Origin of the sequence: Micromonospora sp. NPDC049662, from assembly GCF_040675055.1 — a bacterium.
Lineage (GTDB): Bacteria > Actinomycetota > Actinomycetes > Mycobacteriales > Micromonosporaceae > Micromonospora.
On sequence record NZ_JBFAOC010000031.1, the window covers coordinates 60,792 to 74,684 of the forward strand.

General features: G+C 70.5%; 8 protein-coding genes. All 8 read right to left on the reverse strand.

Going from position 1 to position 13,893, the window contains the following annotated elements:
* Positions 1 to 15: 15 nt before the first annotated feature.
* Positions 16 to 4,764 (reverse strand): RHS repeat-associated core domain-containing protein, encoded by a 4,749-nt coding sequence (locus tag AB0J36_RS22305; protein ID WP_357175748.1) that lies wholly within the window; start codon positions 4,762 to 4,764, stop codon positions 16 to 18.
* Between the two features lie 496 nt (positions 4,765 to 5,260).
* A complete protein-coding gene (locus AB0J36_RS22310) occupies positions 5,261 to 6,073 on the reverse strand; it encodes a shikimate dehydrogenase (protein ID WP_357133480.1) in 813 nt (270 codons plus the stop codon).
* Positions 6,073 to 7,290: an endolytic transglycosylase MltG gene (gene mltG / locus AB0J36_RS22315; protein WP_357133482.1), complete on the reverse strand. Its 1,218-nt coding sequence runs from the start codon at positions 7,288 to 7,290 to the stop codon at positions 6,073 to 6,075. Before mltG ends, AB0J36_RS22310 begins: the two co-directional genes overlap by 1 nt.
* Positions 7,290 to 7,748 (reverse strand): Holliday junction resolvase RuvX, encoded by a 459-nt coding sequence (gene ruvX / locus AB0J36_RS22320; protein WP_357175751.1) that lies wholly within the window; start codon positions 7,746 to 7,748, stop codon positions 7,290 to 7,292. The genes mltG and ruvX overlap by 1 nt, the downstream gene beginning before the upstream one ends.
* A gap of 73 nt (positions 7,749 to 7,821) precedes the next feature.
* Positions 7,822 to 10,500, reverse strand: coding sequence for an alanine--tRNA ligase (gene alaS, locus AB0J36_RS22325; RefSeq protein ID WP_357133486.1), 2,679 nt, complete (start codon positions 10,498 to 10,500; stop codon positions 7,822 to 7,824).
* Positions 10,497 to 10,802 (reverse strand): hypothetical protein, encoded by a 306-nt coding sequence (locus tag AB0J36_RS22330; RefSeq protein WP_355053621.1) that lies wholly within the window; start codon positions 10,800 to 10,802, stop codon positions 10,497 to 10,499. The genes alaS and AB0J36_RS22330 overlap by 4 nt, the downstream gene beginning before the upstream one ends.
* A gap of 28 nt (positions 10,803 to 10,830) precedes the next feature.
* Complete coding sequence (locus AB0J36_RS22335; RefSeq protein WP_355053620.1) at positions 10,831 to 11,295, reverse strand: DUF948 domain-containing protein; 465 nt, start codon at positions 11,293 to 11,295, stop codon at positions 10,831 to 10,833.
* Between the two features lie 139 nt (positions 11,296 to 11,434).
* Positions 11,435 to 12,130, reverse strand: a complete 696-nt coding sequence (locus AB0J36_RS22340) for a hypothetical protein (protein WP_357397909.1) — start codon at positions 12,128 to 12,130, stop codon at positions 11,435 to 11,437.
* Between the last annotated feature and the right edge of the window lie 1,763 nt (positions 12,131 to 13,893).

Below are 13,893 nucleotides of genomic sequence, written 5' to 3' on the forward strand. Positions count from 1 at the left end.
CGGCGGAAGGGATCATCAGAAGAGAGCTCTCGCGCCTTTGGAGAAAACCCCGCCGATCAGCCCGCCTACGGCACCCGCGAAGCAGTTCAGCGCGACGCCACTCCATGTTGACTCGCCCTTTTGGGAGATGAGCGTACCGACTGCGCCAGCAGCACACCCTCCGATGGCCCACGCGGCTAGCACCGGCGCGCCGAGGGTTGACGCAAACCCACCGATCGCTACACCCGCGATGGCCCCGCCGATCAATGCGAAGGCGTCGTTGGCCTCCGCGTCGGTCGCAAGTCCGGTGGGGTCGGTGTTGTTGGCCGGGTTGCAGGACGCGTAGCTGTACGCCAGGTCCTTACCGGACGGGTCCCGCTGGGTGAACCGACCCAGACCCGGGTCGTAGTAGCGGGCACCGAACTTGGTCAGACCGGTCGCGCCGTCGAGGTGACCGGACGCGTACCGCCAGGGGTTCGACACCTGCTGCGACGCCGACAGCTGGATGCCGTACGGGTCGTAGCTGTAGGAGTTGACCTTCGCAGCGCTTCCGTTCACCAGACCCACCACCGAGCCGAGGCCGTCGACGAGGTAGTAGTACCGCACCCCGTTGGCCCGCAAACCGATCAGCGAACCGGTGTTGTCCCGGGTGTAGTAGTCGGTGGTCCCCGGCGCGGGGTCCGTCGAGTTCGCGGTCACCGTGCCACCGGAGCCCGCCGGGGCCTTCGCCGAGGCGACGCCCAGGGCCGAGCTGACGTACGTGGTCGAGCCCGCGCCCCGCCGCTCGGTCTGGTCCGCGCCGCCGTAGGTGAGCGGAGTCAACGCCGTCCCGCCCGGCTTGGTGATCGAGGTGGTCTGGTTGTTCACCGTGTTGTAGGAGAACGCCCAGCCCGACGACGAGCCGGTGGTGTTGCCGTTGGCGTCGTACGAGTACGTCGTCGAGGCCGCAGACGTCAACTGGTGGGCGTCGTTGTAGCTGTACGACGTGGTGGTGCCGCTCTCCGTCTTGGAGGTGCGGTTGAAGTTCTCGTCGTAGTCGTAGCTGCGCGACAGCGCACCCGACGCACCCGTCAGACGGTTCAGCTTGTCGTAGGTGTACGTCGTCGTTCCCGACAGGTCGGTGACCTTCTGCCGCTGGGCGGTGTCGGTCGTGACCCCGTTGACCGTCTTGCTGTAGTCGTAGGTGAAGGAGGACAGCTTCGCCGACGTGCTGTCGTTGGTCGCCGTGATCGAGGTTTGCCGGCCGGACTTGTCGTACTTCATCTCCACGGTGATCCGCGGTGACGTCGGCAGGTACATGAACCGCCGCCGGTTGTTCTCGTCGTAGGTGAAGGTCACCGCGGTGGACGCACCCGGCTCCAGCAGCGACGTCACCAGGTTCACGGCGTTGTAGCCATAGGTGACCGAGCCGCCGCCGTCGGTGTACTTCGTCATGTTCCCGTTACGGTCGTACTCGTACCCGATCGGCGTCGCCCCGGGCACGGACTTGCTGCTGGGTCGGCCGAACCTGTCGTAGCCGAACGTCGTGGCACCGGTCGGATCGGCCACCTGGGTGAGGTTGCCGTCCTTGTCGTAGGTGTAGTCGACGACGACGGCGCCCTTAAAGGTGATCTTGTCGACCCGGTCCAGCTGGTCGTAGACGTACTGGGTCTTCTGACCCTTGCCGTCCGTGTGTTCGAGCATGCGCGACAGCGCGTCCGGCAGGATGGTGATGTCCCCCAGCGGGCCCGGGTTGTCCACCAGGGTCAGATTGCCCTTGGCGTCGTAGGTGTAGTTGGTGCGGACGTCCTTGCCGTCCTCGCGCCACTTGACCGTACCGTTCGAGTTGTGCTCCGCCTCGTCGATCTTCTGCCCCGGATACTGCGAGCTCTCGGTGCCGGTCTTGTTGCCCGCGGCGTCGTAGGAGTAGGCGTTGGTGTTGCCCTGGGGATCCGTCGACCCGCTCACCGAGTTCGGGTGCGAGGTGTCGTTGTAGGACATCGTGGACTTCGCCCCGGTGGCGATGCCGACCGACGTCATGTTGTTGGTGTTGGCGTCGTACCCGAAGGTGGTGGTGTTGGTCAGCGAGTCGGTGGTGGTCTCGACGTTGTCGTTGGCGTTGTACTTCTTGGCCCGCTTGTGGCCGAGGGCGTCCTTCACCTCGGTGACCCGGTCGCGGGTCTCGTAGGTGTGGGTGGTGATGCCATCGGTGGTCGAGGCGGTGGCGTACCCGTTGGGGTCGGTCACCTCGGTCTTGCCGGTGGAGTAGGTGAGCAGCCACCGTGCCTCGGCCGGCGTGCCGCCCGGGTTGGTCAACTCGAAGTAGTCGAGCATCCGGGAGGTGTCGGGCTCGTAGCCGAGGTTGGTGACCCGACCCTCGGGCGTGATGATCTTTGTAAGTCGATCGCCGGTGTACTCGTAGACCGTGACGCCGTTGGCGGTGTCGGTCACCGTGTTCAGGTTCTGGTCCGAGTTGTAGGTGTAGCTCACCCGGCGTCCGGTCGAGTCGGTCATCGAGGTCAACCGACCCGAGGTGTACGACAGGGTCACCACCCGGCTCTGGGTGTCGGTGACGGTGGTGACGTTCCCCGAGCCGTCGTACCCAAAGGTGATCTTGTTGTTGTTCTTGTCCTGGGTGCGCAGCAGCCGGCCGGTCGCGTCGGCGAAGTAGAAGCTGCCCTCGCTCTTGTCGAACTTCAGCCGCAGTTCCCCGGTGCTGGTGTTACGGGTCAATTTGGCGTCCAGGCTCGGCGGGGTCCGCCAGGAGTTGGTGCCGTCGTTGACGAACCGTGCGGTGAAGCCCGTGGGCGCCTGGTACGTGATGTCGGCGGTGGCGTGGTCGGTCTTGGAGAACGTCACCTTCACGTCCTGCCCGGTGCCGAGCACCCAGCCCTTACCAAGCGTCGACGTGGCCGTCGACCGGGAGTTGTAGTAGCGGTCCAGCACCAGGTCGGTGCCGGTGCCACGGATGTTGAAGTCGGTACCCTTGAGCAGCAGGTTGCCGTTGGCGACGTTCACCTTGAGCTGCAACCGGTCGGTCAGGTCCTGGTCCTGGAAGGAGAACCGGCCCTGCTCACCGGTGGGCGAGCCGTCCGAGGTGGTCATGAACCGCCAGCTCGACCACGGCCCGGCGACGCTGCCGTCGTGGCCGCGAGCCCGCCACTTGTACGTGGTGTTGGCGACGAGTTCACCGGACGGCACCGTCCAGCTCGACTCGCTGCCGTTCGTGACGCTGCCGCCGGAACCGGAGACCTCCAGCGTCGACCCGCTGCGGTCGTAGATCTCGAAGTCGACCCGGCCGCTGCCGCCGTCCGGGTCGCTGAAGACACCCTTCATGGTCGGCGTCCGCGTCTCGGTCTCGCTCGCGTCGCCCGGCTGCAGCTTCGTCGGGTCCAACGCGTTGGGGTAGCTGTTGTAGTTCACGACCGCGTACGGAACCTCGCTCTGGATGTCCGCGTCGTCGGAGCGGAACTGCTTCCAGCTGTCCGGATCGGTCTCGCTGGTGGCCCGGATCCCCATGTAGGCGGTGGCCTGGTTGGCCGTGGCGGCCCGCTGGAAGAAGCTGGTGCCGGTGATGCTCACCCAGCCGTCGTCACAGGTGCTGTTCAGACCCTTGGTGGCGGTGGAGGAGGCCTCCTGGTAGTTCCACGCCGGCTGGTTCGTCCAGAGCGTGCCGGAGCTGGCCGCGCCGGTGGACCAGATCTGCCAGGACTTCGCGGAGCAGGTCGTGGAGTACCAGTTCCAGAAGTAGACGGTGGCCGAGGTGATCTGCTTGCCGCGCAGCGCGCTCGTGCCCCAGTGGACGAACCCTCGGGCGACTCCGGGGTTGGCCCCGGAGGCCTTGCCGATCTGGATGTCGTTCGCACCCGAGCGGGTCACGGTGTCGTCGGACTTCACGTAGGTCGCGAAGGTGGGCGATACCGGATTGATCGACGGATCCACGATCACCGGGTAGACCGTCGCGGGGTCCGCGAGGAACGCCTGGTCGGGGGTGAGCGCCAGGTCCATCGCGCCGGCCCGCGCGGTCTGCTTGGCGGCGATCTTGACCAGCCGCTTCGGGCCGCCGCTGGCCGGGTCGACGGACGAGTCCCACATCTCCGGGGTGGCCGAGGTGGCCACGATGCGGCCCTTGTCATCGGCGAAGCGCAGACCGCCGGCGCCGTCGCCGGTGGTCACCAGGCCCTTCGCCCGTACCGGCAGCCGCACCGACGCCACCTGGGCGGCGGCGGCCCGGTTCTTGACCAGCAGGTACTGCCGCACGCCGGTACGGCTGGCCTCGACCACGAGGTCGACACCCGGCCGGACCTCCGGGTACGTCGCGCGGTTGGCGGCCAGCACCGGCTTCGGCAGCGCGCCGGTCCAACCGATCGCGGCCCGGTGCGCGCCGACTCCGACGCTCAGCAGGTCGTGCTCGCCCGCGCCCACCGCGCCGGAAAGCTTGAGACCGTTGGGGTGGGCGACCGGTGCGACCGAACCATCCGCCTCCGCACGCATGGTGAGGTCGATCGGGACGAGCTGACCCCCCGCGTCCCGCATCCGGATCGGGCCGGCATAGACCTGGGCGGTCGACGTGCCGTCGGGGTTGACGAAGACATCCTGCGTCTCGCTGCGGGCGGCGAGGTTCTCCACCCGCTTGGCACACCGGCGAGCGGCGTCCACCGCGGCGGCCTCGTCGGGCTGCTGGTCGGCGCAACTGGTGTCGGGACCTGACGCCGGCGCTGGTGCGGCGACCGGGGCCGCGACCGCCGGCCCGGTCAGGGTCGGCAGCGTACCGGCCACCAGGGCCAGCGAAGCGGCGACCGCCAATCGTCGAGTGGCACGTGTTCCACCTCGGAAAAAGGCATGACTCACCTACGGACCTCCAAGTCCGAAAACGACAGTGATCGAACCGTAGGAGAGATACTTGCCGCACGTCAATCATTACTTTGCGTTGCCTGATAAGCAGTTCGGCTACCCGATTAATCGTCTATAAAGTGACGCCCATACGTCGCAGCTAGGGCAGATCGGTCACCGTCACCGCGATTGCAGGTGATCCCCAGCGGGTTCTCCATTGAGTTGCACACGCACCTCTACCAGGGATGACGCGCCATCAATGCCGACCACCGACGAAGAGAATCCGCCACGATGCCGCAACGGGGCAGCGCGCCAGAGCACCGGCCGCTAGGATGGACTCAGGTCGATTTTCGAGGGCCACCGGCATCAATCATTCGCCTACCTGAACAGCGCCCGAAGTCTGTCTGAATTCGAATCGCGGCACGGCCGACGGAATTCCAGCGATTGCGCCACTGATCCGCCACAATTGTCAGCGGCGGGCCGCCACCAGAGCTTCCCGCATCGCCGTAAATGGCGCGGTCACGCCAGTGAACTGCTCGAACTGACCCACCGCCTGCGCCAGCAGCAGGTCCAGTCCGGACACCACCCGCAGGCCGGCCGCGCGGGCGGACGCCGCCATCGGCGTCGGCCACGGGTCGTAGAGCGCGTCGAAGAACACCGCGCCGGGCCGCCAGGTCGCACCGCCGGCCAGCGGATCGGCGACCCCCTTCGGCACGGTGGACACGACCACGTCGGCGGCCGAGACGTGCCGTTGCGCATCGGCCCAACGGCCGGCGGTCAGGGCGACACCCAACGCCGCCGCCACCGGTCGCAACTCGTCCACCGCCTCGGCCCGACGGGCCACCACGATGACCGACGAACAGGCCAACCGCGCGGCGGCGGCGAGGGCGGCGCGGGCCGTACCCCCCGCGCCGAGCACGGTCACCGCCGCGCCGGCCACCACCCCGGCCTCGGTGAGCACGTCCACCATGCCACCGACGTCCGTGTTGTCCGCGTACCACGTGCCGTCCGCACGGCGTACCAACGTGTTCGCCGCGCCGACGGCGACGGCTACCGGCGACGCGGCGTCGGCCACGGCGAGCGCCGCCTCCTTACCCGGCATGGTCACCGACAGTCCGGCCCACTCCGGGCCCAGGCCGGCGACCAGATCCGGCAGCTCCGCCGCCCCGCACTCGATCCGGGTGTACGACCACCCGGTCAGCCCGGCGGCGGCGTACCCGGCGTTGTGGATCACCGGAGAGAGGGAGTGCGCGATCGGCGCACCGACCACGGCGGCCCTCACTAACAGTTCTCGCCGCTGAGCACGCCGTTGCGGCACATCTGTCGCTGCAGGTTCCGGAAGTCGGCGTCGTTGGAGCCGTAGCCCATCGTGCCCTTCTTGTCGACGGTCATGAAGTAGATCCAGTCGCCCACCGGCGGGTCCATCGCGCCCTTGAGCGCGTCCTCGCCCGGGTTGCTGATCGGCGTGATGGTCAGGCCGTTGGCGCCATGGGTGCGGTACGGGTTCTTCGGATCGTTGAGTTCGCTGGCCTTCAGGACGTCGGAGTCCTTCGGGTCCTTGCCCTGCAACCGCAACCAGTAGTTGATCGCACTGTCGATCTCCAGGCACTTGCAGTGGTACTTGTCCGTGTACACCCGGTTGTAGATCACCCGGGATACCTTCGGGAAGTCGACGTGGTTGACCGACTCGGCCTGCGCGATGGAGGCGGCGATCAAGGCTTCGTACGGGGAGATGCCCCGCTTCTCCTGGACGGTGTCGACGAACTTGATCTGCTCGGTCACCTCGAGGAACTTGTCCACCATCAGCGACAGGATCTCCGCGGCCGTCGCCTTCGGCGGAAGCTCGTACGTCGCCGGGAACAAGAAGCCCTCCAGGCTCTTCGGCCCCTTCTTGCCGTCTCCCCGGTTGAACCAGAAGGCCGGCACCCCCAGCTTGACCGGGTCCTTCGCGGCGGCCTTGAACTCGGCGACCGGAATCTTCGTCGCCTTGGCCAGCTCGTCATAGATCGCCAAGGTGATCATCCCCTCCGGGATGGTCACCCCGTTCACCACCCGGCTCTTCGGATCGAGCAGCAGGAGCAGGGCCTCGGACGCCTTCATCTCCTTCTTGACCTTGTAGCGACCCACCTGGAGGTTCTTGCTACGCGAGTTTCCGTCCGCCGCCTCGATGAACGCCTTGACGCTCTTGACCACACCGGCCTCGTACAACGTGGCGCCGACATCGGTCGCGCTGTCACCGGCCTTGACGTCGACCAGCACCTCGCCCGAGCCGGCACCGTCGTAGTCGGGCGTGACGAAGTAGTTCTGGATCCGGTCGAACCCGTAGTACGCGCCACCACCGATGGTGCCCAACAGGACCAGGGCCATCAACAGCGCCAGGAAGGTCTTGCCCCGGCCGCCGCCGGAGCCTCCCTTGCGCTTGTTGCGGAAGCCGCGTCGGTGCCGTCCCTTCTCACCCCGCTCCGGCTCGTCGAACCCAAGGTCCAGATCGTCGATCATTACGTCCGCCTCCGCTGCGCGTCCAGCCAGCTCTGCAGGATCTCCACCGCGGCCGCCTGGTCGACAACCGCACGTTGACGCTTGCCACGAACGCCACGCTCGGCAAGCCTACGAGAAGCGACCACGGTCGACATCCTCTCGTCGGTGAGCGTTACCGGGACCGGCGCTATCACATTGACCAGCCGGTCAGCGTACGCCGTGACGCTGAGCGCGGCCGGGCCATGTTTGCCGGCCAGATTGATCGGAAGCCCGACGACCACCTCGACCGCCTCGTGCTCGGCTACCAACGCCGCGAGCTGGGCAATGTCGCTCGGCACCGCCTCCGGCGCGGCGGTGAGATCGCGGGCGAGGGTCACCAGCGGCGTGGCCAGCACCCCGTGCGGATCCGAGCGGGACACCCCCACGCGCACCTGACCGACGTCCACACCGAGGCGAACTCCCCGTGTGAAGTCGCTCACCGTGGGTCACCCCTGTGCTGTCGACGAACCAGGGCGGACCATTCGGTCCGCCCTGGTCGAAACTGACCGTCCATCACGCCTCGGTGATCGCCTTCTCGACGGTGAGCAGCAGGTTCGGTGCCTCGGTCGCGGGCAGACCGCCACCCTGGGCCAGGTCGGGGCTCCCCCCGCCGCGCCCGGAGAACGCCGCCTTCACCAGGTCCGACGCGGTGAGGCCCCGGCTGCGGGCCGCCGCGTTGACCGCCACCACCAACGACGCCTTGCCGTTCGACCGGGCCGCCACGGCGACCACCGCCGGCCGCGCCGGGTCGATCTTGCCGCGAATCTCCTGGGCGAGGGTCCGTACGTCGTTGCCGGCCGCGCCCTCGGGCGCCTCGGTTCCCACGTACGCCACCCCGCGCACGTCCTTCGCCTGCGCGGCGAGCGCGCCCGCCCCACCCAGCACCAACTGGGCGCGCAGCTTCTCCAGCTCCTTCTCCGCGTCCCGGAGCTGGGTGACCGTCTGCTCCACCCGGTCGGCGACCTGGTCGTTGGGCACCCGGTACAGCTCGGCCAGCCGGGACACCAGCAGGTGCTCCTTGGCCAGGAAGCCGAACGCGTCCATGCCGACCAGCGCCTCGACCCGGCGTACGCCGGAGCCGATCGACGACTCGGAGAGGATCTTCACGAGCCCGAGCTGCGCCGAGCGGGCCACGTGCGTGCCGCCGCACAGCTCCCGGGCGTAGTCGCCCACCTCGACGACCCGCACCTCCTCGCCGTACTTCTCGCCGAAGAGCGCCATCGCGCCGATCCGCCGCGCCTCGTCCAGCGACGTGATGAAGGCGTGCACCTCCAGGTCGGCCAGCAACACCTCGTTGACCTGCTGCTCCACGTCGCGCAGGACGGTCGGCGACACACCCGTCGGGGTGTTGAAGTCGAACCGCAGCCGGCCCGGCGCGTTCAACGAACCCGCCTGGGTGGCCGACTCGCCAAGGAAGTTGCGCATGGTCTGGTGCACCAGGTGGGTGGCCGTGTGCGACCGGGAGATCGCCCGCCGCCGGGTGGTGTCGATCTCGGCGTAGCCGGTGTCGCCGGGGTGCACCTCACCCCGGAGGACGCGGGCCCGGTGCACGATCAGGCCCGGCACCGGTTGCTGCACGTCGAGCACCTCGACCTGGCCGTCGCCGACCGTGATGATGCCGTGGTCGGGCTGCTGGCCGCCGCCCTCGGCGTAGAACGGGGTCGTGTCGAGCACCAACTCGACCAGCTCACCCTCGGTCGCCGCCGCGCGCGGGCCGTCCGAGCCCAGCAGCGCCCGCACCCGCGACTCGCGGGCCACCTCGCTGTAGCCGGTGAACGTCACCGGGCCGCCCTCGTCGAGCACCGACCGGTACGCCGACACGTCGGTGTGCCCGGTCTTGCGCGCCTGCGCGTCCGCCTTGGCCCGGGTCCGCTGGTCGGCCATCAGCCGGCGGAAGCCCTCGTCGTCGACCTTCAGGCCCTGCTCGGCCGCGATCTCCAGGGTCAGGTCGATCGGGAAGCCGTACGTGTCGTGCAGCTGGAACGCCTTCGCCCCGGACAGCGCCGTGCCACCCGCCGTACGGGTCTCGGCGATCGCCGTGTCCAGGATCGTCGTGCCGGCGCGCAGGGTCGACAGGAACGCCTCCTCCTCCGCGTACGCGTACTGCGCGATGCGGTCGAAGTCGGTCGCCAGCTCCGGGTACGAGGGGGCCATGCAGTCCCGCGCGACGGGCAGCAGTTCGGGCAGCGCCCGGTCCTGCCAGCCCAGCAGGCGGATCGACCGGATCGCCCGACGCATGATCCGCCGCAGCACGTACCCGCGGCCCTCGTTGCTCGGCGTCACGCCGTCGCCGATCAGCATCAGCGCGGTGCGCACGTGATCCGCGACCACCCGCAGCCGGACGTCGTCCGGGTGCGACTCGCTCGCCACGTGCCCGGAGTGCGCGCCGTACCGCTTGCCGGTCAGCTCGGCCGCCCGGGCGAGGATGGGTCGTACCTCGTCGATCTCGTACAGGTTGTCGACGCCCTGCAGGATCGAGGCCATCCGCTCCAGGCCCATGCCGGTGTCGATGTTCTGCGCCGGCAGGTCACCCAGGATCGGGTAGTCCTCCTTGTTGGTACCCGGTCCCCGCTCGAACTGCATGAACACGAGGTTCCAGTACTCCATGTACCGGTCCTCGTCGACCGCCGGACCACCCTCGGCGCCGTACTCCGGGCCGCGGTCGTAGAACAGCTCCGACGACGGACCGCACGGTCCGGGGATGCCCATGGACCAGAAGTTGTCCGCCTTGCCGCGCCGCACGATCCGCTCCGCCGGCACACCCACCGACCGCCAGATCTCGTACGCCTCATCGTCATCGAGGTAGATGGTCGGCCAGATCCGCTCCGGATCAAGCCCGTAGCCACCCTCGGCGATCGGCTTCGTGGACAACTCCCACGCCAGGGGAATCGCCCCGGCCTTGAAGTAGTCGCCGAAGGAGAAGTTGCCGTTCATCTGGAAGAACGTGCCGTGCCGGCTGGTCTTGCCGACCTCGTCGATGTCCGGGGTGCGGATGCACTTCTGCACGCTGACCGCCCGCTGGTACGGCGGGGTCTGCTGGCCCAGGAAGTAGGGCACGAACTGCACCATGCCGGCGTTGACGAACAGCAGGTTCGGATCGCTGATGGCGGGCAGCGGAGCGGACGGCACCACGGCATGGCCGTTCGCCTCGAAGTGCGCGAGGTACCGCCGCTTGATCTCCGCCGTCTTCATCGCTGGTGTTCCTCCGGAAAAATCTCTCTATCGCCGATCCGCGGGGACTCCCGCAGCTCGGCGAACTGGTCGTCGAACGCCTCGCCCTGGACGAACGCCTGGTGAATCTCCTGCTCGCGCTCGGCCATCCCGACCCGCACGTCCTCCACGAAGCTACGCACCGACTCCACCAGGCTGCCAGCGGATTCCGACAACGAGCTGGCGATGCCGGCCGGGGTGTACGCCTGCGCGGTCCGGGTCGCCCTGCGGACCACCACCACGCCGACGGCCACGCCGATGCCTAGCCAGAACAACCGCTTCATGTCGCGCTACCTCCTGTGGCCGGGTCGGTCAACGGTTGCCGCGCCGGGCGGCCCGCCGCTGCTGCTTGATGGTGTCGCGCACCTCGCGCTCGGTCTCGGCGTGCCGGCGGCTGGCGGCGGCCCGGCGCACGCTGTAGCCGAAGGCGGCCACCTTGACCAGCGGGTTCGCGGCCGCGGCGGAGACCACCGTCGCCAGGTTGGCGACGTTGGCGGTGACGTTCTGGGCGTGGCTGGTCATCGTGTCGACCTTCGCCAACTGCAGGTTCACACCGTCGAGCGAGGTCTGCACCTGCTCCAGCGCCACGTTGACGTTCTTCACCGTGGTGTTGACGTCGCCGAGCAGCGGTCCCGTCCGGTCGTTGAGGTCGTTGATCATCCGGGTGGTGGCGTCCACCGTGTGCCGCAGCCGAAGGATCGGCAGCGTCAGGATGAGCACCAGCACCGCGAACGCGCTCGCCGCGATCAGCGCCGCGACCGCCAGAATGTCGCCCACGCGTCTCCTCCTCAAGCAGATTTCCGCCGGACCCGACGTCCCCGGAACGCACAACCGTGGTGCCCACCGAACCCACCGAACCGTCGCCGGCCGGCGCGTCCGCCAGCCCCAGACCCTACCGTCCGTGATGGAGAGCGGCTCAGGACGGTGAGGGTGTCACATCGCCCAGCGGATCCCCGCTGACCGTCGGGAACGGATCCTCCCCGGTCAGTGACGGATCGGTGCTGGGCTGCGGCCTGGTCCGCTCGTCGTCGATCGCGTTGCGCACCTTCACCGACACCAACGAGCCGGCGCACTCCCCCGCAGCGGCCGACGGCTCGGGGGACGGCACGATCGCCGGCTCCCCGTCGACCGGCGGCGGTACGCAGGCCGGCAGGCGCACCCACAGGTCGAGGGTCAACTCGTCCTGACGCCAGCACGTGTAACTGCCCTTGGTCTCCTGCTCGGGGCAGCGGCCCACCTTCCACGGCCGCCAACCATCGCCGCGCAGCGCCTCCTCGTAGACCTTCGCCGTCTCCTCCGGCGACTTCTCGGAGGTGACGGTGCGCTCGCGCAGCCGACAGTCGAGCAGGCACCAACGGCTGCCGCTGACGTCGTCGACCGTCTTCGTCGCGGCCCATGAGGGCACATTGAGCTGGTCGAGGTTGTCGAACACCGGGTCCCTGCTGAGGGTGCGGAGGCCGAAGAAGAGGGGCACCGCGCCGAGCAGCACGATGCTGACCAGCGCCAGGACGGCGACCCGCAGCCGGCGTCGTTCGCGCGACTGCCGGTGCTGCTCGGAGCGGGCGCCCGGGGCCGCGTCCTCGTCGTCGGCGACGTCGCCGGCCGCGCGCAGCGCCGGCCCGTCGACCGGTTCGGACGGTGGCCGGTCCACCGGGCCAGCCGCACCCGGCGGCACGACCGCGGCACGGGCGACCGGTTCGCCGGTACGACCGGACGGCGGCACCGGGGCGACACCGCTGGGCTCGGGACGGCCGCCCTCGCGGGGCGGCGGCAGCGCCCGGCCCGCGGCGCGGTCCGCCGGACGTGGGGCGGCGGCACGCGCGGTCGCGGGTGATCCGGGGCCGGCTTGCTCGACGCCCGTCCGAACGTCGCCACCGGGTGGCTGGGCGACGCCCGGGGGGCGGACGGCGGCACGCGCCGGGCCATCCGGTCGGGGCGCGGCGTCCGAACCGACGCCCGGCGGGACCGCCGCGCGAGCCGGACCATCCGGGCGGGGCCGGGCCGTACCAGGTCGGGGTGGCGCGTCCGGACCGACGCCAGGTCGTACCCCGGCACGAGCCGCACCCTGCGGATCGACGCCGGGTGGGACAGCGGCGCGGGCCGCGGCGTCCGGACCGACGCCCGGCGGCGTCGCCGCGCGAGCGGAACCATCGGCGTTCCGCGGCACCGCGGCGCGGCCCGGACCCTCGGGGCGGGACCGGAGCGGGCCGTCCCCGCGTGGACCGGGCGGGCTGTCGGGACCGGCGCCCGGCGGCACCGCCGCGCGCGCCGGTCCGTCGGGGCGGGCCACGCCGGGCCGGGGTGGACCATCGGTCCCACGGCGGCCGGCGCCGGAGACCGGCGCGTCGTCGGGCGCAAGCCGGGCCCGGCCACCGGGTGGGCCGGAGCGGACGCCGCGCACGGGCGCGCCGGGCCCGGGTCGTCCGCCGCCGGGCGGACCGGCGTACGAGTCGTCACCGCGCTCGCCCGCCGGGCCGGGCCGCCCCTCGGCAGCCGGCTCGGCCGACGGGCGGCGACGACGGTTGATCGGGTCCGGGGCGGTGCTCGGAGCACTCCGACGGCCGACCGGGCGCTCCCCCGGGGCCGGCGGCTGCGGCACGGGACCGCTCGGGTGCTCGCCGGTGGTTTCCGGGGCGCGGGCGGCCCGGCGGCCGGTGGGAGCGTCCGCGCCCGGGTCGGCGGGCGGCCCGGCGGCCCGGCGGCCGGTGGCCCGCTCCGCGGCCGGATCGGGTACGGCGAGTGGAGCACCGGAGCGGTCGTTCAGGTCACCGGCGGGCGGTGGGCCGGTACGGCGGCCGGCGGGCCGCTCCGCAGGCTGCCCGCCGGCCCCTCGACGGTTGACCACCGGCAGGCCCGGGTCGGTGTGCGGCAGCCGGCCGGCCTGACGCAGCCAGTCCGCCGGCCGCTCCGGACGGTCCCGGCGTTCCGGCTGCGGCTCACCGCCGGTCGCCGCGCGTCGGTCCTGCTCGTCGGGGACCGCCCGACGGCGACCGGTGCCGTCGGTGGCCGGGCCGCCGGTGGGGACAGCGCCGCTGGGCGACGCGTCGGGCAGCGGCGGGGCGTTGCCCGTGCGGGGAACCGCCGGCTCGTCCGGTTCGGCGGCACGACGGTGACCACCCCCGGCGGGGCGGGGTGGCTCCGGCGCGCCCGGGTCGACCGGCCCGGGACGACGCCGGGCCGTACGCGGGTCGTCGGCGATCGCGGGGTCGGGTCGCAGTCCGTCGGCGACCTGCGGGGCGACACCGGTCACGGGTCCGTCGAAGCGGGCAGCGCCACCGGCGGGCCGCGCCGGTTCGGGCGTACGACGTCCGGGCTGCGGGCCGTCACCGCTGAGCGGCCGGCCGCCCGCGCCCGGCTCGGGCGCGGGTCGACGGC